Annotated in this window: 25 protein-coding genes; 7 read left to right on the forward strand and 18 right to left on the reverse strand. The window is 72.8% G+C overall.

Annotated elements, in window-relative coordinates:
• Position 1 precedes the first annotated feature (1 nt).
• The 3 genes from ligD to BJY16_RS01255 all read right to left on the reverse strand — a co-directional run bounded on the left by ligD (position 2) and on the right by BJY16_RS01255 (position 2211).
• Positions 2-1027 carry a non-homologous end-joining DNA ligase gene (gene ligD, locus BJY16_RS01245; RefSeq protein WP_185037293.1) on the reverse strand — a complete coding sequence of 342 codons (1026 nt, stop codon included), beginning with the start codon at positions 1025-1027 and terminating at the stop codon, positions 2-4.
• A 76-nt stretch (positions 1028-1103) separates the two neighbouring features.
• On the reverse strand, positions 1104-1625 hold the full coding sequence (locus BJY16_RS01250) for an LPXTG cell wall anchor domain-containing protein (RefSeq protein WP_185037294.1): 522 nt from the start codon (positions 1623-1625) through the stop codon (positions 1104-1106).
• 100 nt (positions 1626-1725) lie between these two features.
• The gene (locus tag BJY16_RS01255; protein ID WP_185037295.1) at positions 1726-2211 is read right to left on the reverse strand and encodes a hypothetical protein; all 486 of its coding nucleotides are present in this window, start codon (positions 2209-2211) and stop codon (positions 1726-1728) included.
• 63 nt (positions 2212-2274) lie between these two features.
• On the opposite strand from BJY16_RS01255, the gene msrB reads away from it, so the two are divergent.
• Complete coding sequence (msrB, locus tag BJY16_RS01260) at positions 2275-2685, forward strand: peptide-methionine (R)-S-oxide reductase MsrB (protein WP_185037296.1); 411 nt, start codon at positions 2275-2277, stop codon at positions 2683-2685.
• Here the strand turns inward: msrB and BJY16_RS01265 are convergent.
• From BJY16_RS01265 to BJY16_RS01285, 5 genes are all read right to left on the reverse strand, one after another.
• Positions 2660-3625, reverse strand: a complete 966-nt coding sequence (locus tag BJY16_RS01265) for a glycosyltransferase family 2 protein (protein WP_185037297.1) — start codon at positions 3623-3625, stop codon at positions 2660-2662. The two genes, msrB and BJY16_RS01265, sit on opposite strands and share 26 nt — an antisense overlap.
• Positions 3626-3690: 65 nt before the next feature.
• Positions 3691-4182, reverse strand: a complete 492-nt coding sequence (locus tag BJY16_RS01270; RefSeq protein WP_185037298.1) for a dihydrofolate reductase — start codon at positions 4180-4182, stop codon at positions 3691-3693.
• On the reverse strand, positions 4179-4976 hold the full coding sequence (locus BJY16_RS01275) for a thymidylate synthase (RefSeq protein WP_185037299.1): 798 nt from the start codon (positions 4974-4976) through the stop codon (positions 4179-4181). Before BJY16_RS01275 ends, BJY16_RS01270 begins: the two co-directional genes overlap by 4 nt.
• Before the next feature lie 12 nt (positions 4977-4988).
• On the reverse strand, positions 4989-5594 hold the full coding sequence (wrbA, locus tag BJY16_RS01280) for an NAD(P)H:quinone oxidoreductase (RefSeq protein WP_185037300.1): 606 nt from the start codon (positions 5592-5594) through the stop codon (positions 4989-4991).
• 38 nt (positions 5595-5632) lie between these two features.
• A complete protein-coding gene (locus BJY16_RS01285; RefSeq protein WP_185046211.1) occupies positions 5633-5887 on the reverse strand; it encodes an isoamylase early set domain-containing protein in 255 nt (84 codons plus the stop codon).
• 82 nt (positions 5888-5969) lie between these two features.
• On the opposite strand from BJY16_RS01285, the gene BJY16_RS01290 reads away from it, so the two are divergent.
• Positions 5970-6428 (forward strand): GNAT family N-acetyltransferase, encoded by a 459-nt coding sequence (locus BJY16_RS01290; protein ID WP_185037301.1) that lies wholly within the window; start codon positions 5970-5972, stop codon positions 6426-6428.
• Between the two features lie 111 nt (positions 6429-6539).
• Here BJY16_RS01290 and hemQ read toward each other — a convergent pair whose 3' ends face one another.
• Genes hemQ through hemE form a run of 3 tightly spaced genes read right to left on the reverse strand, consistent with a single transcriptional unit; the run spans position 6540 to position 9724 of the window.
• Entirely contained in the window at positions 6540-7241 is a 702-nt protein-coding gene (hemQ, locus tag BJY16_RS01295) for a hydrogen peroxide-dependent heme synthase (protein ID WP_185037302.1), read from the reverse strand.
• On the reverse strand, positions 7238-8632 hold the full coding sequence (gene hemG / locus BJY16_RS01300) for a protoporphyrinogen oxidase (protein ID WP_185037303.1): 1395 nt from the start codon (positions 8630-8632) through the stop codon (positions 7238-7240). The genes hemQ and hemG overlap by 4 nt, the downstream gene beginning before the upstream one ends.
• A gap of 57 nt (positions 8633-8689) precedes the next feature.
• Positions 8690-9724 carry a uroporphyrinogen decarboxylase gene (gene hemE / locus BJY16_RS01305; RefSeq protein ID WP_185037304.1) on the reverse strand — a complete coding sequence of 345 codons (1035 nt, stop codon included), beginning with the start codon at positions 9722-9724 and terminating at the stop codon, positions 8690-8692.
• Positions 9725-9805: 81 nt separating this feature from the next.
• Between hemE and BJY16_RS01310 the strand changes: the two genes are divergently transcribed.
• Positions 9806-10375, forward strand: coding sequence for a DUF3000 domain-containing protein (locus BJY16_RS01310; protein ID WP_185037305.1), 570 nt, complete (start codon positions 9806-9808; stop codon positions 10373-10375).
• Between the two features lie 499 nt (positions 10376-10874).
• On the opposite strand, the gene BJY16_RS01315 is transcribed toward BJY16_RS01310, so the two are convergent.
• Positions 10875-11972, reverse strand: a complete 1098-nt coding sequence (locus BJY16_RS01315; protein WP_185037306.1) for a S1C family serine protease — start codon at positions 11970-11972, stop codon at positions 10875-10877.
• Positions 11973-12118: 146 nt separating this feature from the next.
• On the opposite strand from BJY16_RS01315, the gene BJY16_RS01320 reads away from it, so the two are divergent.
• Positions 12119-13426, forward strand: coding sequence for a ribonuclease D (locus BJY16_RS01320; protein WP_185037307.1), 1308 nt, complete (start codon positions 12119-12121; stop codon positions 13424-13426).
• 37 nt (positions 13427-13463) lie between these two features.
• Here BJY16_RS01320 and BJY16_RS46815 read toward each other — a convergent pair whose 3' ends face one another.
• The gene (locus BJY16_RS46815) at positions 13464-13598 is read right to left on the reverse strand and encodes a hypothetical protein (protein WP_260418260.1); all 135 of its coding nucleotides are present in this window, start codon (positions 13596-13598) and stop codon (positions 13464-13466) included.
• Between the two features lie 226 nt (positions 13599-13824).
• Here BJY16_RS46815 and BJY16_RS01325 point away from each other — a divergent pair, with 226 nt between their 5' ends.
• The 3 genes from BJY16_RS01325 (at position 13825) to BJY16_RS01335 (ending at position 18003) form a co-directional block, all read left to right on the forward strand.
• Positions 13825-15021, forward strand: a complete 1197-nt coding sequence (locus BJY16_RS01325; RefSeq protein ID WP_185037308.1) for a thiolase family protein — start codon at positions 13825-13827, stop codon at positions 15019-15021.
• Positions 15018-17081, forward strand: coding sequence for a 3-hydroxyacyl-CoA dehydrogenase NAD-binding domain-containing protein (locus BJY16_RS01330; RefSeq protein ID WP_185037309.1), 2064 nt, complete (start codon positions 15018-15020; stop codon positions 17079-17081). The genes BJY16_RS01325 and BJY16_RS01330 overlap by 4 nt, the downstream gene beginning before the upstream one ends.
• A gap of 106 nt (positions 17082-17187) precedes the next feature.
• A complete protein-coding gene (locus BJY16_RS01335) occupies positions 17188-18003 on the forward strand; it encodes a hypothetical protein (protein ID WP_185037310.1) in 816 nt (271 codons plus the stop codon).
• Here the strand turns inward: BJY16_RS01335 and BJY16_RS01340 are convergent.
• Genes BJY16_RS01340 through BJY16_RS01360 form a run of 5 tightly spaced genes read right to left on the reverse strand, consistent with a single transcriptional unit; the run spans position 18000 to position 23942 of the window.
• Positions 18000-19229: a sensor histidine kinase gene (locus BJY16_RS01340; protein WP_239177689.1), complete on the reverse strand. Its 1230-nt coding sequence runs from the start codon at positions 19227-19229 to the stop codon at positions 18000-18002. The two genes, BJY16_RS01335 and BJY16_RS01340, sit on opposite strands and share 4 nt — an antisense overlap.
• Positions 19230-19231: 2 nt before the next feature.
• Entirely contained in the window at positions 19232-19894 is a 663-nt protein-coding gene (locus BJY16_RS01345; RefSeq protein WP_185037311.1) for a response regulator transcription factor, read from the reverse strand.
• A 37-nt stretch (positions 19895-19931) separates the two neighbouring features.
• Positions 19932-21233: an outer membrane protein assembly factor BamB family protein gene (locus BJY16_RS01350; RefSeq protein WP_185037312.1), complete on the reverse strand. Its 1302-nt coding sequence runs from the start codon at positions 21231-21233 to the stop codon at positions 19932-19934.
• A gap of 43 nt (positions 21234-21276) precedes the next feature.
• On the reverse strand, positions 21277-22608 hold the full coding sequence (locus tag BJY16_RS01355; protein WP_185037313.1) for an outer membrane protein assembly factor BamB family protein: 1332 nt from the start codon (positions 22606-22608) through the stop codon (positions 21277-21279).
• Positions 22609-22634: 26 nt separating this feature from the next.
• On the reverse strand, positions 22635-23942 hold the full coding sequence (locus tag BJY16_RS01360) for an outer membrane protein assembly factor BamB family protein (protein WP_185037314.1): 1308 nt from the start codon (positions 23940-23942) through the stop codon (positions 22635-22637).
• Positions 23943-23998: the final 56 nt, after the last annotated feature.

Raw genomic sequence — 23998 nt, forward strand, 5'->3', positions numbered from 1 at the left:
GTCAGGACTCCCAGTTGGCGTGGTTCATCTTGCTGGGCTGCACGCGCGGCGGCTCGCCGGGCATCTTCGGGTGGTCCGGAGGGTAGGGCATGTCGCCCAGCCCGGCCTTCTCGTCCCGCTCCACCCACTCCAGCAGCGGCGTGAGGTCGTGCGCCACGTCGTCGATGGCGGCGTGCGGGTCGCCGAGCTCGGCGATCCGCTTCGGCACCGTCCGCAGGTCGAAGTCGTCCGGCTCGACCCGGGTCAGCTCGTCCCAGGTGACCGGGGTGGACACGGTGGCCCGCGGGTTGGCCCGCAGCGAGTAGGCGCAGGCGATGGTCCGGTCCCGGGCCATCTGGTTGAAGTCCAGGAAGACCCGGTCGCCGCGCTCCTCCTTCCACCAGGCCGTGGTGATCGCCGCGGGGTTGCGCCGCTCCACCTCCCGGGCCAGCGCGATCGCGGCCCGGCGCACCTGGACGAAGTCCCAGCGCGGGGCGATCCGGACGTAGACGTGCACGCCGCGGCCGCCGGATGTCTTGGGGAAGCCCACCCAGCCCAGGTCGTCGAGGACCTCGCGGACCACGCCGGCCGCCGCGGTGACGTCGCCGAAGCCGAGCCCGGGCTGCGGGTCCAGGTCGATCCGCAGCTCGTCCGGATGGTCCGGGGCGGCGCCGCGCACCGGCCACGGGTGGAAGACCACGGTGCCCATCTGGGCGGCCCAGGCCACGTGCGCGAGGTCGGCGGGGCAGAGCTCGTCCGCCGTACGCATGCTGGGGAACTTGATCGTCGCGGTCCGGATCCAGTCCGGGACGCCGCGGGTCGGGATGCGTTTCTGGAAGAACGCCTCGCCGGCCAGGCCGTCCGGGAAGCGCTGCAGCGTGGTCGGCCGGTCCCGCAGGGCGCGCAGGATGCCGTCGCCGACCGCGAGGTAGTACTCGAAGACGTCCCGCTTGGTGTAGCCGCGCTCAGCGAAGACCACCTTGTCCGGGCTGCTCAGGCGGACCGGGTGGCCGGCGATCTGATGCTCTTCCGCAGGGGCTTTCGGCATGTCTGAAAGGCTATGCCAAAAGCCGAGGGTCACCCGACAAAGTCGGGTGACCCTCACAAATCGGACACAGGCTGAATCAGGCGGTCTTCCGCCGGCGGGTGTACCAGAGCGCGCCCGCGCCACCGGCGACCAGCATCGCGCCGACCGCGACGGTCGCGGCGACCGGGCCGCCGGTCAGCGGCAGCGAGCCGTTGCTGACCCCGCCGCCCTTGGTGGTGACCGGCGGCGCCGCGGTCTCCGAGCTGACCCCACCGGGCACCGTCTTGGCGCCACCGGTCGGCAGGCTCGGCGTGGCGGTCGGGCTCTCGCCGCCGTAGCCGGCGTGCCCACGGGTGCCACCGGTGGTGGCCGGGCTGGCCGTGGCCGCGGTGACCGCGGCCGGCGGCGTGGTCGCGGCCACCGTGGCCGGCGCGGTGGTCGCGGCCGGCTGCTCGGCGCCGTAACCGGCGTTCCCCCGGTCCGGGCTGGCCATCACGGCCGGGTGGCCGGCCTGCGCGGTGTCGGCGGCCGCGAGAGCCGGCGACGAGAGGGCGAGGGCGGCGAAGGCGGTGACGCCGGCCGCGGGCAGTCCCACAGCCAGCCGACGAACAAAGCTCATGAGGAGTATCCGTTCTGTTGCGATTGCGTACGGTTGCATGGTCGCACGGGAGCTTAGCGGGAATTGCCCGTTTTACCCGAAAACCGCGCCCGGCGCGTCATCAGCTCGGAAGTCCACCGAAACGGTGACTACGCCACAAATGCGACAAAGCGAACACCTTGAGCTCGAACTGCGGATCGGCCGCGAACAGCCCGCCGCTGTACGGCGCGTGCAGCTGCACGCTGGCTCCCGAGTCCAGGTAGACCGAGACCACGTTGCGCCGGCCGCGACGCTCGGCGCGCAGATCCACCACCCGGCTCCAGGGCGCCTCGCCCTCGCCGAGCAGCGACGAGGTACGGATCCCCCGGTTGCCCACCTCGACCCCGGTCCGCCGGCCGGACATGATCCCCAGCCCGATCCCGAGCAGCAGCGGGGCCAGCACCAGCACCGCCCACGACCAGCCCGGCGGCCCGACCGGCCCGGGCCAGGCCAGGGTGGCGATCACCCCCGTGGTGACACTCGCCACCGCGCTCAGCGCGCCGAGATAGAGGCCGTGGCCGAGCGCTTGCTGGAAGGTCGGCCGGAACGTCGGGGATGCAGCTTCCATAGACGGCTCAACGGGCCAGCCGCACGGCGTGCCGCACCGTCGGTGCGACGTACTTTTATAGGCATGGCAACCGAAGAGACCACGCTGCCCACCACCGAGGACGAGTGGCGGATCCGGCTCGCTCCGGAGGAGTTCCGGGTGCTGCGCGAGGCCGGCACCGAGGCTCCCTGGAGCGGTGAGTACGTGAGCACCAAGACCGAGGGGATGTACCGGTGCCGCGGCTGTGGCGCCGAGCTCTACCCGAGCGACACGAAATTCGATTCACACTGCGGCTGGCCGTCGTTCGACGACGCCATCCCGGGCGCGGTCAAGGAGATCGAGGACCGCAGCCACGGGATGGTGCGCGTGGAGATCCGGTGCGCCCGCTGCGACGGGCACCTCGGTCACGTGTTCCGGGGTGAGGGCTTCACCCCGAAGAACACGCGGCACTGCGTGAACAGCCTGTCGATCAGGCTCGACCCGAAGTCGTCGTAAGGACCGGGAGCTCGGCGCCGGTGTCGAAGGCGATCAGGTAACGGGGCCGGTTCTGCGTCGCGGCGTAGATCCGGCCCACGTACTCGCCGAGCATGCCGAGGCAGATCAGCTGGACCGCGCCGAGCAGCAGCATCGCGATGTAGAGCGAGGTCCAGCCGGGCACCACCACGCCGAAGGCCCAGGCGGCCAGGCCGCTGACCACCAGGCCCAGGCAGACCACGAAGGTGACCAGGCCGAGCCAGGTGGCGATCTTCAGCGGCGCGGCCGAGAAACTGGTCACGCTGTCCAGGCTCAGCTTGATCATCTTGGTCAGCGGGTACTTCGTCTCGCCGGCCACCCGCTCGGCCCGCACGTAACTCACCTCGCCGGCCGGGAAGCCCAGCGACGGCACCACCAGGCGGTAGACCGGACGCTGCTCGGGCAGCTCGTTGAGGGTGTCCACGACCGGGCGGCTCATCAGCCGGAAATCGCCGGCCTGACCGCTCACCCACGGGCCGACGAGCTTGCGCATCAGCCAGTAATAGGCCCCGGCGGTCTGCCGCTTGAACGGCGTGTCGGTGCTCCGGTCGCTGCGGACGCCGTAGACCACGTCGAGATCCTCGGCGGTGGCCTTGGCCAGCATCTCGCCGATCACCTCCGGCGGGTCCTGCAGGTCGGCGTCGATGCTGACCACGTAGTCGCCGACGGCCGTCCGCAGGCCCGCCGCCAGGGCGGACTGGTGCCCGACGTTGCGCCGCAGCTTCACCACCCGCAGCTGCGGCCAGGCGGCGCGCAGCTCGAGCAGGCGTGGCACGGTGCCGTCCGAGCTGCCGTCGTCGACCGCGACGACCTCGTAGGTGACCTTCAGATCGTCCAGCGCCGGCCGGAGCCGGGCCACGAAGTGGTCCACCGCCGCACGCTCGTTGTACATCGGCGTGACGACGGAAAGGGTGACCATCATCGTCTCCCATAAGAACGATAAGCGCGAATGTGTCGGCAAACGACGCTAATCACCCTGGGTAAAACTCACGTGTCCTGGCGCTGTGCCCCCGAGGAACAAACGAGATCCTGCACCTCGTACCGGACGCCGTTCGGCGCGGTCAGCCACCCGGTCGAGGCGCTGATCGTCCACTCCGGACCCAGCTCCGGGGCGTGCACGTCACCGGCCACCGCCAGGTCGATCACGGTGCGTACGACATGGCCGGCCCGCGGCAGGAATGCGGCGTAGACCGACTCGCCGCCCATCACCCAGAATTCACTTTCCCCGATCCGGTCAGGGTCGTGCACCACCTCGGCCCCCTCGGCCCGCCAGGACGGGTCCCGGGTGAGCACGATGTTGCGCCGGCCGGGCAGCGGGCGGCGGGGCAGCGAGTCCCAGGTGGCCCGGCCCATCACCAGGGTGGCGCCCATCGTGCGCTCCTTGAAGATCTGCTGTTCGCCGGGCACCCGCCAGGGGATGCCGCCGCCGGCGCCGATCACCCGGCCGTGCGCCTCGGCCCAGATCATGTGCACCGTCATACCGCGACCGGGGCCTTGATCGCCGGGTGGTGCCGGTAGCCGACCACGGTGAAGTCCTCGTACGCGTAGTCGAAGAGGCTCGGCTTGGCGGCGATCTCCAGCGACGGGAACGGGTAGGCCTCCCGGCTGAGCTGCTCGCGCACCTGGTCGACGTGGTTGTCGTAGATGTGGCAGTCGCCGCCGACCCAGATGAAGTCGCCCGGGACCAGCCCGACCTGGTCGGCGATCATCCGGGTGAGCAGGGCGTAGGAGGCGATGTTGAACGGGACGCCGAGGAAGAGGTCGGCGCTGCGCTGGTAGAGCTGGCAGGAGAGCTTGCCGTCGGCGACGTAGAACTGGAACATCGCGTGGCAGGGCATGAGCGCCATCTCGTCCAGCTGCCCGACGTTCCACGCCGAGACCAACATCCGCCGCGAGTCCGGATTTTTCCGGAGGGTGTCCAAAACGCCGGCTATCTGGTCGATATGTCCGTCCGGCGACGGCCAGGAACGCCACTGGTAGCCGTAGACCGGGCCGAGCTCGCCCGACTCCGAAGCCCACTCGTCCCAGATGGTGACCCCCTGGTCCCGGAGCCACTGCACGTTGGTCTCGCCGCGCAGGAACCAGAGCAGCTCCACCGCGATCGACTTGAAGTGCACCCGCTTCGTGGTGATCAGCGGGAACCCCTGGGACAGGTCGTAGCGCAGCCGCTCACCGAAGAGGCTGCGGGTGCCGGTCCCGGTCCGGTCGCTCTTCGGGGTACCGGTCTCCAGCACCCGCCGGAGCAGTTCTTCGTATTGGGTGTCAACGGCCATGCGCCTTTTGTATCAGGCGCGCAGCTTCCCGCCGATCGACACGACCCGCCTGGCCAGGTGATCGAGTGCGGCATACTGCACGTCGGTCAGCGGCGCGTCGTTGGAGCCGCCGGTGACGTGCGAGACGCCGTACGGGTTGCCGTCCGCGAACTTCAGCGGATCGGTGTAGCCGGGCGCCACCACGACCCCACCGAAGTGATAGATCGTGTTGTAGAGCGCCAGCAGCGTCGACTCCTGGCCGCCGTGCTCGGTCATCGACGCGGTGAACCCGGCGTACGCCTTGTTCGCCAGCTGCCCCTGCGCCCACTGCGGGCCGAGCGTGTCGATGAACTGCTTGAGCTGGCTGGCCACGTTGCCGTACCGGGTCGGCGTGCCGAACAGCACCGCGTCCGCCCAGACCACGTCGTCCGCGCCGGCTCGGGGCTCGTCCTTGGTGGTGTCGAAGTGCTGGCTCCACGCCGCGTTCGAGGCGATCGCCTCGGGCGGGGCCAGCTCGGCGACCTGCCGCAGGCGGACCTCGGCGCCGGCCTTCTCGGCCGCCTCCTGCAACCGCTGCGCCATCTTGTGCAGGGTGCCGGTCGACGAGTAGTAGATGATCGCAAGCTTGACGTCTGCCACGATCACAGCAAATCCCCTGGGACGGCCCGGCGAAACCTTTATAGGCGGAGTTCGCTGCCCTCCGGGTCGTCGAACCAGACACCCCCGGTGGCCAGGTAACGGAACTGGTAGTCCCCCGGCTCCAGCGGCACGCTGACCGTACGGGTGCCGTTCTTGCGCACCTGCATCTCGTGTGTGCCGGGCTGCCAGTCGTTGAACGTGCCCACCACGCTCACCACGCCGGACGGCTCGTCAGCGGGAATACTGAAGGTCACCCGGGTCTTGGTGCCGAACAACTTGCTGCGCTTGATCATGGCGTCCTCCACAGGCCGTAGCCTCATCACTACAACGGTGGGACCGGCGGCGGGGTGACGACGCGCCGCATACGCTGTGCCGATGCACCCGCTACCGCACGACGAGTTCCGCGTGGCCTCGTTCCGCGACCTCCCCAGCCCGACGCTGTACGACATCCTGCGCCTGCGCAGCGAGGTGTTCGTGGTGGAGCAGGAGTGCGCCTACCTCGACCTGGACGGCCGCGACACCGAGCCCGGTACCCGACACCTATGGTTCTCCCGTGATCGGGAAGTTCGGGCCTATCTGCGGATTCTCGATGACCATGGGACGGAACGGATCGGCCGGGTGGTGACCTCCCCGAAGGCGCGCGGCGCGGGTCTGGCCGGCCGGTTGATGGAACACGCGCTGGAGATCATCGGCCATCGGCCGGCAGTGCTGGACGCCCAGTCGTACCTTGTCAGCTTTTATCGGAAATATGGTTTCGAGCCGACCGGACCCGAGTACGTGGAGGACGGCATCCCCCACGTACCCATGGCCCGGCGATTGCCGCCGGTGAGTTGAGGCACGATTTCTCGACGGCCGCGGGGTTTGCGGACGGCGGGAAATCGTGCCTCAACTCACCGGTTACAAGGCAATCGCCCGCGGAGCGAAGCGGAGCCAGTCAGCTCAGGATCACGGGAGTGTAGAGACGATTTCGGCGATCGAGCGACGCCGCCCGGTGTAGAACGGCACCTCCTCGCGCACGTGCCGGCGCGCCCGCGACGCCCGCAGGTCGCGCATCAGGTCGACGATCCGGTGCAGCTCGTCCGCCTCGAAGGCGAGCATCCACTCGTAGTCGCCGAGCGCGAACGACGCCACCGTGTTGGCCCGCACGTCCGGGTAGCCCCGGGCCTGCCGGCCGTGCTCGGCGAGCATGTCCCGGCGCTCGGCGTCGGGCAGCAGGTACCACTCGTAGGAGCGGACGAACGGGTAGACGCAGATGTACGGCCGGGCCTCCTCGCCGGCCAGGAACGCCGGCAGGTGGCTCTTGTTGAACTCGGCCGGCCGGTGCAGCGCCATCTGCGACCAGACCGGGGTCAGGTGCCGGCCCAGCGCGGTCCGGCGGAACAGCGAGTACGCCTCCTGCAGCGCGTCCGGGTCGCTGGAGTGCCACCAGATCATCACGTCCGCGTCGGCCCGCAGCCCGGACACGTCGTAGGTGCCGCGGATCGTCACGTCCTTCGCGGCCAGCTGCTCGAACAGCGTGTCGACCTCGCCCGCCAGGTCGTCCCGCAGCGCCGGCAGCTCACGCGAGGCCCGGAACACCGACCACATCGTGTACCGGATGGTGGCGTTCAGCTCGTTGATCCGAGCCGCGTTGGTCTGCTCGCTCATGCACTTGCCTCCAGGTAATCACTCACATCGTCCGCCGCGCGCTCGCCGCTGGCCACACAGACCGGGATGCCGACGCCGTCCAGGGCCGCGCCGGCCAGTGCGATCCCCGAGGGCAGCGCCGCCCGGGCCGCCGCCACCCGGTCCGGGTGCCCCGGCAGGTACTGCGGGAGGCCGCCGCCCCAGCGCTGGATCCAGGCGCCGACCGGCGGCGGCAGCGCCCCGCCGGCCAGCTCGCCCAGCTCCCGGTGGGCGATCGCGAGCAGCGCCTGATCGCTGTGCTGCAGGCGGTCCTCCTCGCCGGCCCGGCCGAGCGAGGCCCGGACGATCACCGGACCCGCCGGCCCGGTCAGGTGCGGCCATTTCCGGGTGAAAAAGGTGGCCGCCTTGACCAGCGTGCCCTCGCCCGGCGGGACCAGGAAACCGGACAGCTCGGGCAGCGGGGTGCCGGGCGGCAGCGCCAGCCCGGCCAGCGCGACGCTGGCGTAGTCCAGCTCGCCGATCGCGCGCGCGGCCTCCGGCGCGGCGTCGGTCAGCAGCCGGGCCGCCGGTTTCGCCGGCACCGCCAGGACCACGGCGTCCACGTCGTCGGTCTGCGGCTCGGGGGCCGGCCCGAGCACCAGGTGCCACCGGTCCCCGGCCCGGACGAGCCGGCGCACCGGCAACCCCAGGCTGATCCGCGCCCGGGCCGCGGTGGCCGCCGCGCCGATCAGCCGGCTCATCCCGCCGTCGATCGCGGCGAAGACCGGCCGGCCCGGGGTCCGCTTGCTCAATGCCTGAGCGGCCCGGACCGCTCCGCGCAGCGTGTGCTCGGTCTCCGCGGTGCGGGCCAGCTGCGGCATCGTGGCGCGCAGCGACAGCCGGTCGGCGCGGCCCGCGTAGACCCCGCCGAGCATCGGGTCGACCAGCCGGTCCACCACCTCGGCGCCGTACCGCGAGCGGACCAGCTCGCCGACCGCGACGTCCTCGCCGGGGGCGAGCAGCGGCCGGCCGGTGTCGGCGTCCGCGCCGTCGTCCGGCAGGGCCACGCCGTCCAGCGTCGACAGGTCGCCGGGCACGCCGACCAGGGTGCCGGCCGGGATCCGGGTCAACCGGCCGCCGATCGCCAGCGCGGCCGGCTGGGCGGCCGGGTGGACCAGGGCGTCGCCCAGGCCGACCCGGCGGGCGAAGGTCACCGCCGCGGAGTCACCGCCGTCCGGCGCGGAACTCAGGAAGGACTCGGCGCCGCGCTCGACCGGCACGCCGGCCAGCTCGCCGGTGCGCAGCTTGCCGCCCAGCACGCCGCTCTGCTCGTACACGATGATCTCGGTGTCCGGCGGGCAGACGTCCCGCAGGCGCACGGCGGCCGCCAAGCCGGCGACGCCGCCGCCGATGACCGCGATCCGCTTCCGCACGCTCCCACCCTCCCAGGCCACGCTCCCGACCGCCCGGCGGGGGTCCGCCGGTGTGAGCTATCGAGCTGACACCTCGTGCACCAGCGCGGTCAGCCGGGTGAGGATGTCGGGATCGGTCTCCGGCATGACGCCATGACCGAGATTGAACACGTGACCGGGGGCCGACTGCCCCTGCGCCAGCACCCGGCGGGTCTCCCGCTCCACCACGTCCCACCCGGCGAACAGGATGGCCGGGTCCAGGTTGCCCTGCACCGCCCGGTCCGGGCCGATCCGCTTGGTGGCCACGTCCAGCGGGGTGCGCCAGTCGACGCCGACCACGTCGGCGCCGGCCTCGCCCATCGCCTCGAGCAGCACCCCGGTGCCCACCCCGAAGTGGATCCGCGGCACGCCGGCGTCCTGCAGGCCGCGCAGCACCCGGGCCGAGTGCGGCATCACGAACGACCGGTAGTCCGCCTCGGAGAGCGCGCCGGCCCACGAGTCGAACAGCTGGACCGCGCTCACCCCGGCGTCGATCTGGGTGCGCAGGAAGGTGAGGGTGATCCCGGCGAGCCGGTCGAGCAGCGCGTGCCAGAGCTCGGGCCGCCCGTACATCATCGCCTTGGTCTTCAGGTAGGTCCGCGACGGGCCGCCCTCGATCAGGTAGCTGGCCAGCGTGAACGGCGCCCCGGCGAAGCCGATCAGCGGCGTGCTGCCCAGCTCGGCGACCAGCAGCCGGACCGACTCGGCGACGAAGTCCACGTCGTCCGCGGTGATCGGCCGGAGCCGGTCCAGGTCGGCGGCCTCGCGGATCGGGGCGGCGACGACCGGGCCGGTGCCGGCCACGATGTCCAGGTCGACGCCGGCCGCGGCGATCGGCACCACGATGTCGCTGAACAGGATGGCCGCGTCGACCCGGTGCCGGCGGACCGGCTGCAGGGTGATCTCGGTGACCAGATCGGGCCGCCGGCACGACTCCAGCATGCCGATCCCCTCCCGGATCTTGCGGTACTCGGGCAGCGAGCGCCCGGCCTGCCGCATGAACCAGACCGGCGTGTGCGGGCCGGGCAGGCCACGACACGCACGCACGAACGGGGAATCCTCGAGAACGGTCACCGGGTCATGGTGCCATGTGAGTGAGGACGCCCGGCGGCGCGGCGACGGCTGCCGGGGCGTAGATCGGCATACTCTTCCCCCATGGCGTCCCCCTCCGCTGTTCCCGAGCCGTTCACCCGCGCGGTGGCCGGGTTGCGCGCGGACTCGCCACGGCCGGAGATCCTGCTCGAGGAGATCGCCGCGCCGCAGCGGCTCGCGCCGTACTCGTTCGCGCTCAGCGCCACCGTCCTGCGCTCCGGCGACGAGGTCGCCAGCGGCCGCCTGATCCTGCTGCACGACCCGGCCGGCCACGACGCCTGGCGCGGCGACCTGCGCCTGGTGACGCTGGTCACCGCCGACCTGGAGCCGGACCTGGCCACCGACCCGCTGCTGCCCGCGGTCGCCTGGACCTGGCTCACCGACGGCCTCGACCAGCACGCGGCCGCCTACACCGCGATCGGCGGCACGGTCACCCAGACCGCCTCCACCCGCTTCGGCGAGCTGTCCGGCCCGCCCCCGACCGCCGACCTCGAGGTCCGCGCCTCGTGGACCCCGACCTCCGACGACTTCGCCGCCCACCTGCACGGCTGGTGCGCCATGCTGGCCTCCACCGCCGGCCTCCCCCCACCCGGCGTCAGCTCGCTCGACCGCCACCGCGCCAGCGCCTCCTGACCGCCTCCGCGGTCACTCCGGGCTGCTCACGCGCCTCTGTCCCGCGCACCGAATCGGACGAACCACCCTAGTCACTCCGGGCTGCTCACGCGCCTCTGTCCCGCGCACCGAATCGGACGAACCACCCTCGCTGCCGCCATGCCGCCGGCCCGTTTCCGGATCCTTTTCCGGTACGACCCGGAGCCCCGTGGCAGTCGGCCCGCGATGCCCGCCGGCTCCCGACCGCACCGCGTGTCGTGCGGGTCCGCCCGCACACCGCGAGGCTCGGTTCGGCTCCGGACCGCAGCGCGGCCCACGGCCCCGGCTGGCTCGCACGGGTGTCTCGGCGGTGCCGAGACACCCGTGCGGCACAGCCTGCCCGCACGACACGCGCCGCGGCCCGGAGGAGCTGCGGCCTCGCGTGCCGACTGGCACGGGACGGACGGTCGTACAAAATCTGGCTTTTGACGGGCAGCGACCGGAAGTGATCAGCGGACCCGGACCCTCGCGCGGGCCGTGATCAGCAGACCTTGAAGGTCGCGCAGGCGGTGGCGATCGGGATGGCCAGGCCGATGCCCTCGGCATCGCGGGCCTTGGCGGTGGCCAGGCCGACCACCTGCTTGCTGGTGTTGACCACCGGGCCGCCGGAGTTGCCGGGGTTGATCGGGGCGTCGAACTGGATGGTCGGGCCGTCCGCGTCGTCCTCGCGGAAGGCGCTGATCACGCCGGTGGTGACGGTGTCGTCGAGGCCCAGCGGGGCGCCCACCACGACCACCTGCTGACCGGGTTTGACCTGGCCGCCGGCCACCCCGAGCGGCTTGATCTCCTGCTTGGCGCGGAGCAGCGCCAGGTCCTTGCCCTCGCTGACCTTGATGATCGTGGCGTTGATCCGGGTGGTGCCGCGTTCCAGGGTGACCGCGCGGTCGCCGGCCTTCCAGACCGACTCGACCACGTGGAAGTTGGTGAACAGGTTCGCGGTGCCATCGGCGGCCTTGGTGCCGACCGAGAAGGCGGTGCCGGTGAAGTCGCCGGCCCGGACCCGGAAGACGCTGGGCAGGGCGGCGGCCGAGATGCCCTCCGGGTCGAAGACGTTGGTGAGCGCCTTCTCCAGGTCGGCGCTGCGGTTCTGCGCGGTGGAGACGGCGGAGGCCAGGTCGTTGCTGCTCTGGATCACCGACTCGATCCGGTAGGCCTGCCAGCCGGTGATCCCCACGAGGACCGCGACCAGGGCGATGACCAGCGGCTTGGCCTTGCCGCGGGACTTCGCCGGGCGGGTCTGCTCGACGGCCGGAGCGAAGGCGGTCGGGTAGGCCGGGGCCGGCTGCTCGAAGGCCCGAGCGGGCTGTTCGTAACCGGGCTGCTCGTAACCGGGCTGTTCGTAACGAGGCTGTTCGTAACCGGGCTGCTCGTAACGGGGCTGCTCCTGGCGCGGCTCGGCGAAGCTGGTGTCCGCCCAGACCGGGCCCGACTCCCAGGACCGCTGCTGCTGGCCGGCCCACGGGTCCTCCGGCCGGCGGTACCCGTCGTCGTACCGGTCCTCCGCGTACCTCTCGGCGTAGCGGGCCCGGCGCGGCTCGGGTGAACCGGCTGGAGTGAAGGGCTCGTAGGTGGCGGTCATGCGGCACGGCCTCCCGGGTGGTCTCGGCGTGGCACCCGGGTATACGGAGCAGAACGCGCAATGGTTGAACCCGGAAGTCGATCGAGAATCGACGCGCCGGGACCCGGCTGCGCACGGCAGGGGTGCCACCCCCGTACGGTTACGGAGTGACCGACGAAGCACCCCTGCGCCGTCGGGACGCGCCGGAGTCAGCAGGGGACGGACCGCACGCAGTGCCGCCCGACCCGAGTTCTGGCGGTCCCGAGGCTGTTCCCCTGACGGCGCCCCGCGATGGCACCCCGGCTCCGGTGGAGAGCGCTGCCGACCTGGCCGACATCGTCGCCCGGATGGCCGCGGGCACCGGGCCGGTGGCCGTGGACGCCGAGCGCGCGTCCGGCTACCGCTACACCCAGCGGGCCTACCTGGTGCAACTGCGCCGGGCCGGGTCCGGCACCGTGCTGATCGACCCGCTGCCGCTGGACGATCTGCGCACCCTGGACGCGGCCCTGGCGGACACCGAGTGGGTGCTGCACGCCGCCAGCCAGGACCTGCCGTGCCTGGCCGAGCTCGGGATGAGACCGCGCCGGCTGTTCGACACCGAGCTGGCCGCCCGGCTGGCCGGGTTCGAGCGGGTCGGCCTGGCCGCGCTCACCGAGCAGCTGCTCGGCTACTCGCTGGAGAAACACCACTCGGCGGCGGACTGGTCGACCCGGCCGCTGCCGGAGTCCTGGCTGACCTACGCGGCGCTGGACGTCGAGCTGCTCACCGACCTGCGCGACATCCTCGCCGCCGAGCTGGACCGGCAGGGCAAGGCCGCCTGGGCGGCCGAGGAGTTCGCCTCGCTGGTGGCCAGCGCGGACCGGCCGCCCCGGGTCCGCCCCGACCCGTGGCGCCGCACCTCGGGCATCCACCGGGTGCGCGGCGCGCGGGCGCAGTCCCGGGTCCGCGCGCTCTGGTACGCCCGGGACGGCGTGGCCGCCCGCCGCGACTCGGCGCCCGGCCGGGTGCTGCCCGACTCGGCGATCGTGGCCGCGGCCGAGGCCGACCCGAAGGACGAGCGGACCCTGCTCGCCATCCCCGGGTTCGGCGGCCGCTCGGTGCGCCGGCTCGCCAAGATCTGGCTGGACGCGCTGGACCAGGCCCGGGCCCTGCCGGACGACGCGCTGCCGGTGAACCAGCCGGTGGAGGGTCCGCCCCCGCCGCACCGCTGGGCCGAGCGGGATCCGGTGGCGGCCGCCCGGCTGGCCCGCTGCCGGCAGGTGGTGGTCGGCACCGCGGAGACCCACCGGCTGCCCCCGGAGAACCTGATCAGCCCGGACTTCATCCGCCGGCTGGCCTGGTCGCCGCCGGACGACATCACCGCGCAGACGGTGAGTGACACGCTGCGCGGTTTCGGCGCGCGCAACTGGCAGGTCGGCCTGATCGCCGGCCAGCTGGCGGCGGTGCTGCCGGCCCCTTCGCCAGAGCCGGCGTGATGTGCGGCTCCGGGAGTGCCTCGGGCGCTCCCGGAGCTCAGAACGGGACCGCGGGTCCCGGCGGGCCCTGGTCCCTGCCGCACCGGGCGCACTCCCGGTACAGCTCGCCGTCCGGGGTGGAGCGGCGCACCCACTTGTGCCAGCCGAGCCGGCACGCGACCGGTTTCCTCATGGACCGACGCTAGCGCCTGTTTCGGAGGCCGACCGGGGCTGCGGCGTGGCCGGCCTCCGAAACAGGCGCTAGACCCGCGGTTTGCCTCAGGTCGAGTGCCGGACCGTCGATCGAGAGCCTCCGGCCAGCCCCGTTGTGAGGTTTTTCGGAGGGTCTGGCAGCGGCTAGTTACTGGCGAGTAGCATGGCCGACACATTTGGGTTCACGCCCGCATTGGAGGCTTGCTGTGCCCCGTGAAGTACGCGAGGTCGTCTTCGTCGACGGCGTCCGCACCCCGTTCGGCAAGGCGGGCGGCATGTACGCCGAGACCCGCGCCGACGACCTGGTGATCCGCTGCATCCGAGAGCTGATCAAGCGGAATCCCCAGCTCCCCACCGACCGGGTGGACGAGGTCGCGATCGCGGCCACCACTCAGACCGGCGACCAGGGCCTGACCATCGGCCGGACCGCGGCCCTGCTGGCCGGGCTGCCCAAGACGGTGCCGGGTTACGCCGTCGACCGGATGTGCGCCGGCGCGATGACCGCGGTGACCAACGTCGCCGGCGGCATCGCCATGGGGGCGTACGACATCGCCGTGGCCGGTGGCGTCGAGCACATGGGCCGGCACCCGATGGGCGAGGGCGCCGACCCGAACCCGCGGATCCTGACCGAGAAGCTGGTCGACCCGTCCGCCCTGGTGATGGGCTCGACCGCGGAGAACCTGCACGACCGGCTCCCGCACATCACCAAGGAGCGGACCGACGCGTTCGCGCTGAACTCGCAGCTCAAGGTCGCCAAGGCGTACGCCAACGGCAAGCTGCAGCCGGACATGGTCCCGGTCGCGATCCGCAGCTCCGAGCTGGGCTGGGGCCTGGCCACCGTGGACGAGGCGCCGCGCGAGACCTCGATGGAGAAGCTCGCCACGCTGAAGACCCCGTTCCGCCCGCACGGCCGGATCACCGCGGGCAACGCGGCCGGCCTGAACGACGGCGCCACCGCGGCGATCCTCGCCGACGAGGCGACCGCCCGTGAGCTGGGCCTGCCGGTCGCCATGCGGCTGGTGTCGTTCGCCTACGCCGGTGTCGAGCCGGAGATCATGGGCTACGGCCCGATCCCGTCGACCGAGAAGGCGCTGAAGAAGGCCGGCCTGACCATCGACGACATCGGCCTGTTCGAGCTGAACGAGGCCTTCGCGGTGCAGGTGCTGGCGCTGCTCGACCACTACGGCATCGCCGACGACGACCCCCGGGTCAACCCGTGGGGCGGCGCGATCGCCATCGGCCACCCGCTGGCCTCCTCCGGCGTGCGCCTGATGACCCAGCTCGCCCGGCACTTCGAGGAGCACCCCGAGGTCCGGTACGGCATGAACGCGATGTGCATCGGTATCGGCATGGGTGGCACCGTGATCTGGGAGAACCCGAACTGGGAAGGCTTCGACAAGTGATCGAGAACCCGAACGAGGTAGTGACCAAGGCGCTCCTGCGCTCCGTCCGGGTACCCGGTCTGGACAAGCCGGTCGCGCTGATCACCCTGGACAACGGCTTCGACCACAAGAAGCCGAACAGCTTCGGCCCGGCCGGCCTGACGTCGCTGGACGAGGCGATCACCGCGGCCACCGCGGCGGACCCGGCGTTCATCGCGATCACCGGCAAGCCGTACATCTTCTGCGTCGGCGCCGACATCACCGGCATGCCGCTGATCGCGTCCCGCGACCAGGCCGTCGAGCTGGGCGAGCTGGGCCACCGGGTGTTCGCCCGGCTGAAGAACAGCGCGATCCCGACCTTCGCGTTCGTCAACGGCGCCGCCCTCGGCGGCGGCCTCGAGGTCGCCCTGCACTGCCACTACCGGACGGTCTCGTCCGGCGCGGCCGCGCTCGGCCTGCCCGAGGTCGCGATCGGCCTGATCCCCGGCTGGGGCGGCTCCCAGCTGCTGCCGAACCTGATCGGCATCGCCGGCGCGGCCCAGGTGATCCTGCAGAACCCGCTGACCCAGAAGGTGCTGCGCCCGAAGCAGGCCAAGGAGCTGGGCGTCGCCGACGCGCTCTTCGAGGCCGCCGACTTCCTGGAGGACTCGCTCGCCTGGGCGGCCCGGGTCGTCAAGGGCGAGGTCACGGTGGAGCGCCCGGAGATCGACCGGGAGATGTGGGACGGCGTGCTCTGGTTCGCCAAGAACCAGCTGGACGAGAAGCTGCACGGCGCGGTCCCGTCCGCCAACAAGGCCCTGGAGCTGCTCGCCCTGGCCAAGGAGGCGTCCTTTGAGGACGGCACCGCGGCCGAGACCGAGGCGCTCGCCGACCTGATCATGGGCGACGAGGCGCGGGCCAGCCTGTACGCGTTCGACCTGGTCCAGCGGCGCGCCAAGCGCCCGGTCGGGGTGCCGGACAAGTCGCTGGCCCGCAAGGTCACCAAGGTCGGCATCGTCGGCGCCGGCCTGATGGCGTCCCAGCTGGCCCTGCTCTTCCTGCGCCGCCTGCAGGTCCCGGTGGTGCTCACCGACCTGGACCAGGAGCGGGTCGACAAGGGTGTGGCCTACGTCACCGGCGAGATCGACAAGCTGGTCGGCAAGCGCCGCCTGGACGAGGGCACCGCGGCCAAGCTGCGCGGCCTGATCAGCGGCTCGGTCGACAAGTCGGTCTTCGCCGACGCCGACTTCGTGATCGAGGCGGTCTTCGAGAACCTCGAGCTGAAGAAGAAGATCTGGGCCGAGTTCGAGACGATCGTCAAGCCGGAGGCGATCCTCGCCACCAACACCAGCTCGCTGTCGATCACCGACATGGCGGCCGACCTGCAGCACCCGGAGCGGGTCGTCGGCTTCCACTTCTTCAACCCGGTCGCGGTCCTCCCGCTCCTGGAGATCATCAAGGGCGAGAAGACCGACGACGCCACGCTGGCCACCGCGTTCGCCGTCGGCAAGGAGCTGAAGAAGTCCTCGGTGCTGGTCAAGGACGCCCCGGCGTTCGTGGTCAACCGGGTGCTCACCCGGTTCACCAGCGAGGTCTTCAAGGCCGTCGACGCCGGCACCCCGCTCGACGTGGTGAACGAGGCGTTCGACCCGATGGGCCTGCCGATGCGCCCGATCGCGCTGCTCCAGCTGGTCGGCCCAGCAGTCGCCTACCACGTCGGCGAGACCCTGCACCGCGCCTTCCCGGAGCGGTACGTGGACAGCCCGAACCTCAAGCGGATCGTCGACGCCGGCCTGCCGCTGCTGGTCGACGACGAGATCAACGCCGAGGTGGTGAAGCTGCTCGAGGTCGGCGACACCGTGCTCACCGGCGACGAGGTGCGGGCCAAGGCCCTCGCCGCGCTCGCCGAGGAGGTCCGGATCATGCTGGACGAGGGCGTGGTGGCCGAGGCGCAGGACATCGACCTGTGCATGATCCTCGGTGCCGGCTACCCGTTCCACCTGGGCGGGATCACCCCGTACCTGGACCGCAGCGGCATCGCGGAGCAGGTCACCGGTAAGCGGTTCCTGCCGTCCGGCCTGGCGAACGTGCGCCGCGGCTGATAACGGTTCATCGACGCCCTCGCCCGGATCCCGGGCGAGGGCGTCTTTTTGTCACTCCCCGCGGATAAGCTGCGCCGCACTACAACTTGATCGTGGAGCCCGTCGCATGTCGCAGGACCCTTATTCCGGCCAGCCCTTCCCCGGCATGCCGAACCCGAATGTTCCGGGCTCGGTGCCACCCGCCTACGGCCCCCCGCCGCCCGGTTACGGCCCGGCGCCGGAGCAGCCGCCGACCCAGCCCTTCACCCCCGGCTACGCCCAGCCCGGCTACGGTCAGCCGCCCCCGTTCGGCCAGCCGGGCTACGGCCAGCCCGGCTTCCCGCCGCCCGCGCCGAGGAAGTCCCGGGTGCTGCCGATCGTGCTGCTCTCCATCGCGATCGTGCTGGTGCTCTGCGTCGGCGGCATCGTGGCGATCGCGGTGCTGGCCGACAAGGAGAACGACGACACCGGGTCGCCCGCCTCGAAGATCACCGTCGTCGAGCCGGAGACCCTGGGCGGCCGGCCGAAACTGACCACCAGCGAGTTCGGCGACATCACCAAGACGATGGAGGACGGCCTGCTCAAGGGCTACCCGGGCGCCACCACGTCGTTCGGCGCGTTCTACGGCGCCCCGGCGAAGAAGAACATGGTGATGGCGATCGGCGTGGCCGCCCCGATCCCGAACCCGGACCTGGAGCTCAGCAAGAACATCACCAGCATGAGCCTGACCGGCATCTCGGTGGAGGACATCGTCGCGGTCGACACCGGGTCCTACGGCGGGGCCGCCAAGTGCGGCAGCGGCGAGACCGCCGGCGTCGACCTCGCCGTCTGCATCTGGAGCGACAAGGGCAGCGTCGGCATGCTGGTGTGGTACTACACCTCGGTCAGCAAGGCCAAGGCGGAGCTGCCCGAGCTCCGCGACCAGATCGAGAAGGTCGGCTAGCGCCCCGCCCGGGGCACGCTGGCGGTCGCCGCCACCACCGGTGTGGTGTCGGCGGCCGGCAGCGAGACGGTGACCTCCAGGCCGCCGTCGGCCAGCGCGATCGCCGACACCGTGCCGCCGTGCGCGTCGCACACCGCCCGGACGATCGACAGGCCCAGCCCGGAGCCGCGTGACCCGGTCCGCTCCCAGCCACCCCGGCGGAACGGTTCGAAGAGCCCCGGCACCTCGGTCTGCTCGACCTCGTGCCCGGTGTTGCCGACGATCAGCCGGGCCTGGCCGTCCACCGACTCGGTGCGCAGCCACAGCCGGCCGAGCAGGTGGTTGTACCGGATCGCGTTCTCGATCAGGTTGCCGGCCAGCCGGTCCAGCAGGCTCGGGTCGCCGACCACCGGCGCCGCGGTCAGGTCGGTGGTCACCTCCAGCTTCATCCGCTCGGCCTCGGTCCGCACCGCGGACAGCGCGTTGTAGACGCTGGTGGCCAGGTCGGCCGGCACCTTGCGGACCAGCCGCCGGCCGGACTGCGCCTCCGAGCGGGCCAGCACCAGCAGCGCGTCGACCAGGCCGTTCGCCCGGGTCGAGGCGTCCCGGACCACCCGGGCCATCCGGCGGTACTCGGCGACGTCGGCGTCCGGGTCGCTGAGTGTCACGTCGATCTCGGTGCGCATCACCGCGAGCGGGGTGCGCAGCTCGTGCGACGCGTTCGCGACGAACCTCTTCTGCGACTCGAACGCGCCGGCCAGCCGGTCCAGCATCGCGTCGAAGGTGCGGGCCAGCTCGGCCACCTCGTCGTCCGCCCCGGCGTACCGGATCCGCTGGTCCAGGGTCTCCTCACCGAGCCGCTGCGCGGTCTGCGTGACGGTGTGCAGCGGGCGCAGCGCCCGGCGGGTCACCAGGTATCCCCCGGCGATCCCGATGATGCCGATCGCGACCAGCGCGCTCAGGCCCTTGACCAGCAGCTCGTCCGAGGCCTGGTCGACCATCTCGGTCTGCCAGCCGCGCGCCTCCTCGACCTTGCCGTTGTTCAGTGTCACGGTCGACCCGGCCATCAGCTCGTCGGCCGGGTGCAGCGACTCGTCGACCAGCAGCCAGGCCAGCACCACCAGCACCGCGCCGGCCGCGACCAGCAGGATCCCGTTCAGCAGGGTGAGCCGCAGCCGCAGCGTGGGCCGGGTCAGCCGGCGCAGCAGTCCCTGGGGCTGGACCGCCGGTTGCTGCCCCTGGTAGATCGTCACGTGGTCACGACCCGGTACCCGGCGCCGACCACGGTGTCGATCAGCGGCGGATCGCCGAGCTTCTTCCGTAAGGTCATCACGGTCACCCGGACCGTGGTGGTGAACGGGTCGGTGTTCGCGTCCCAGACCCGCTCCAGCAGCTCCTCGCTGGAGACCACCGCGCCGCTCGCCTTGAGCAGCACCTCCAGCACGCCGAACTCCTTGTTGGTCAGGTCGACCGGCAGGCCGCCCCGGGTCACCGCGCGCTTGGCCGGGTCGAGCACCAGGTTGCCGACGCTGAACACCGGCGGGGCGGGCGGGGTGGCCCGCCGGCCGAGCGCCTGCACCCGGGCCACCAGCTCGTCGAAGGCGAACGGCTTGGGCAGGTAGTCGTCGGCGCCCAGCTGCAGCCCCTCGACCCGCTCGGCGACCGAGCCGCTGGCGGTCAGCATCAGCACCCGGGTCAGCGCGCCGGACTCGACCAGCGCCGCGCAGATCTCGTCGCCGTGCATGCCGGGCAGGTCCCGGTCCAGCACCACCACGTCGTAGCGGGTCACGTAGGCCATCTCGTGACCCTGCAAGCCGTCGTACGCCACGTCGACCGCCATCCCGTGCCGCCGCAAGCCGCGAGCGATCGCGTCGGCCATCGTCCGCTCGTCCTCCACCACCAGCACGCGCACCGCAGTTCCTCCATCAAGACGCCGCCGTAGCTGCAGGCTACCCAAGCCGCCACACCCCGACCGTGGCGTCGATCCGGCGGCAGACCAGGGCCCGCGGCACGATCGCGCAGTCGCCGGTGACCCGGGCCGCGGTGCCGAGCAGCTCGACCCGGCGGCGGGCCGGGTCCAGCACGCCGTACCAGACCCGATCCTCGCCGATCACCGAGCGGATCACGTAGGCGGTGCCGGGCGCCGGACCCGGCCCGGCCGCGCGCCACACGCCGGCCGAGCCGAGCACGTCGCCGGTGTCCGCCCGGACCACCACCAGCTGCGGCTCGGCCACGTCCGGCCAGCCGACCAGCAGATAGTCGCCGACCCGGGCGGAGTACTCCCAGCGGTCCGAGGCCCACCGCTCCCGGCCGGTGCGCGGGTCGATCACCAGGATCCCGCGCTGCGGCAGGTACGCGCAGATCAGGTCCCCGCACGCGGTCGGCCCCCGGTACCAGCTCAGGTTCATCCCGTTGTGCCAGCGGGGCGCCAGGCCGGCCGCGGCGTCGTACCCGGTGGTGCCGGCCGCCCCGGCGCTGAGCAGCACCAGGTCGCCGGCCGGCCAGAGCGCGGTGGTCACCCCGGCCCGGCGCTCCGGCACCGGGGTCTGCGCGAGCAGCCGCCCGGACCGGGTCTCGTAGACCTTCAGCCGGGCCCCGGCGGTCAGCACGAACAGCCGCTCCGGATAGCCCCCGGCGCTGTCGCCGACCGCCACGTCGTCGCCGGCCGGCTGGTGCACCGTCCACCGCACCGCCCCGGTCTCCAGGTCCACCCCGTGCCAGTCGGCGTCCGGGAACTCGGCGGCCTCCTGCCGGACCAGCGCCAGCCCGGCGTCCGCCCGCACCCCGATCAGCGCGGCCGGGCGCTGCCAGAGCGGCCGGTCCACCCCGGCGCGCAGGGCGACCGTGCTGAACGTGGCGGTCCCCTCGTCCTGGTAGGTCACCAGCATCCGGTCCGCCCCGGCCGACACCACGCTCTGCACGTTGCCGCTGACCCGGATGGTGTTGCGAGCCAGCGGGGTGACGCCGGGCAGCAGGTAGGTCCGGATGGTCTGCTCGCGCACCCGGGCACCGACCGGCTGGCCGGCGCCGACCACGTAGAGCCGGTCGCCGGAGACCCGCATCGCGTCACCCAGGCCGGCCGGGACGATCACCGGCGGCTCCGGCGGGCGGGCGTACGCCGCCCCGCCGAGCAGCGCGGTCAGCACCCCGGTGAGCACCGCGAGCAGCACCCGGGCGCGGGCCGGTGGCTCCGGGTCGGGCACCCGGCCGCCGGACCGCGCATCGCCCAGGTCGATCAGGACATCTGACACGCCGCGCCCCCCTGTGGGACCTCCCCAGTGTGCGCGCCGCGGGTCAGATCCGGTATGCCCAGAGGCGCAGCCCGCCGGACGACCGGCAGACCAGGAAGGCCCGGTCCGAGTCGCAGTCGCCCAGCCCGGCGCCGGCCACCCCGAGCCGGCGGATCTCGGCGTGCCCGGGCACCACCGCGGCGAACGCCTGCCCGCTCCGGCCCTCCGCGCGGCGCAGCAGCAGCGGCTGGTCGGCCGCCCCGGCCACCTCGCCGGTCCAGCCGGCCAGGTCGACCCGGGTGGCGCCGGTGCGCGGGTCGGTCAGCCGCACCGGCTCGCCGGTGGCCGCGTCGGTCTGCAGCACGTAACCGGCGCGCAGGGTCAGGTCGACGTCCTCCTGCACCCGCCACCGGGCCCGGCCGGTGCCCGGGTCGAGGACCCGCAGGTCGCCGTGCCCGCCGTCGCAGAGCACTCCCTGGCAGTCGGCCGGGTCGGCGAGCAGCTCCGCGTCCCGGGTGTCCCGGGACCACAGCTGCCGCAGGTCACGCGCCCGGAAGGCCACCTGCCGGCTCGGCTCCCGGTAGCTGACCAGGGCGACGTCGCCGAGCAGCGACGAACTGGCCGGGCCGTGCCCGCCCAGCTGCGGCAGCTCGGCCTCGCGCAGCACCGCCCCGCTCACCCCGTCGACCAGGCTGAGCAGCCGGGACGAGGTGATCAGCACGGCCGGGGCGGCGCCGGGCAGCACGTCGACGGTCACCGAGCCGCCCGGCGTGGCCGTCCACAGCGTCCGCCCGTCGGCCAGGTCCAGGCCGCGGACCTCGGTGCGCAGCGGCGGCTCGGTGTGCGGCTCGCCGGTGGCGGTGAAGTAGAGCGGGCCCGGGTCGCCGGACTCCTGGTCGTACTCGGTGCCGGGGCGGAACACCCGGTCCACCGTGACGCCGGCGCCGCTGCCGGCCAGCACGCTCACCGCGATCGGCGACGACCAGCGGATCCGGCCGGTCGCCGCGTCCACCGCGGTGGTGGCCACCCCGGCGGTCAGCAGCACCACCTCGCCGGCCTGCCGGACGGTGACCGAGGCGGCCGGGACCACGCCCGGTTCGTCGCCGACCGGCACCCGGGTGGTCCACAGCCGGACCGGCGGGCGGGCCGGGCCCCAGGCGGTCACGGCGGGCAGCGCCCCGGTGGTGTCGACGGTGTAGACCTGGCCGCCGGCCAGCTCGATCGGGCCGTCCGGGGCGGGCACCGTGCCGAGGTAGCGCCAGACGATCCCGGCGGCCGGCGCGGCGCCGCCCACGGCGGCGAGCAGGATCAGGGTGAGCAGCAGGCGGGTCCGCCGGGAGGCGGCGAGCGGCGGGCGCGAGGCAGGCAGCGGGGCGTCACGGTCCAGCTCGATCACCGTCGGCCCCTTTGTCGGTACGGCGGTCAGCGCTCGCCGGCCGCCTCGTCGTACGCCCACACCACCAGCTCGCCGGACGCCGAGCGGCAGACCAGCCGGCTCGGAGCGGCCTGGCACTCGCTCACCCCGGCCGGCAGCTCGGCGAGCGGGCGGAGCCGGCCGATGCCCGGGTCGGCGACCGCGACCATGGTACGCGCGCCGTCCCGGACCTCCCGGGTGACCAGCAGCCGGCCGCTCCCGTCCGCCCCGGCCATCGGCCGCCACCCGGTCAGGGCGGCCAGCACCCGGCCGGTGGCGGCGTCCACCAGGGCGCCCGGCCGGCCGGGGTCGTTGCCGTCCGGATAGGCCAGCAGGGTGTCGCCGCGCTCCTCGACCGCCTGCCAGTCGCCCCGCGCCCACCGGTCGTCGCCGGTCGCCGGGTCGACCGCGCGCACCCCGTCCGTGCCGATGAAGCAGGCCAGCAGGCCGCAGGCGGACAGCTCGCGGGTGCCCTCGGCGGGCTCGGTCCACAGCGGCCGGAGGGTGACCGGGTCGTAGGCGGAGACCTCCATCCCGCCGGCGCCGGGATGCCGGAGCACCAGCACGCCGCCGGCCACCACCGGGTTGTCCGGCGCGTAGGTGGCGGCCGGCAGCTCACGGGTGGCCAGCAGGCGGCCGTCGGCCACGTCGTACAGCGCGGCGGTCCGGTCGTCGCGGATCAGCAGCAGCCGGGAGCCCGCGTCGGCCGGGCCGGGGACGCCGGTCACCACCGCGGTGGACGGCACCCGGACCTGCCAGCGGGCCGTCCCGGTGACCGGGTCCAGCACCTCGATCCGGCCCTGCACCCGGCGGCCGGTGCCGGAGAAGCTGCGCACCCCGTTCACCGCGAGCAGCGCGTCACCGCCGGCGAAGGTGATCACGCTGCGCTCGTTGCGCCACTGCTTCGCCCCGGTGGTCACCGAGAACGCGGTGGTGCCCGGCTCCACCCCGCCGGTGGTCCACGGCCGCATCAGCACCAGGCCGCCGGCGGTGCGCAGCCGGAAGACCGGGATCGTCTCGCCGGCCCGCCAGCGCAGCGCCCCGCTCTCCAGGTCGTAGGCGGTGAGCCGCCCGTACGACTGGGTGAGCAGCCCGGACCCGGTGACCAGATAGGGGTCGGCCGGGCCCATCGGCACCCGCAGCAGCTCGGTGAACGGCGGTCTCGGCGGGGCGGCCGAGGCCGCCGAGCTGACCAGGAGCAACACCGCCAGCAGGGCCGGGGCCAACCAGATCGGGACGGTGGGCCGGCGTGGTCGCTCGTAGGACTCCGGGACACCCCGGTCGAGACCGAGGTCGATGACCGTCTCCGCACCCATCCGTCAAAGATAACGGTCAGATAACGGAGACGCTCGTCAACGGTGCCGGGGCTCGG

This window comes from Actinoplanes octamycinicus (assembly GCF_014205225.1).
Taxonomy (GTDB): Bacteria; Actinomycetota; Actinomycetes; order Mycobacteriales; family Micromonosporaceae; genus Actinoplanes; species Actinoplanes octamycinicus.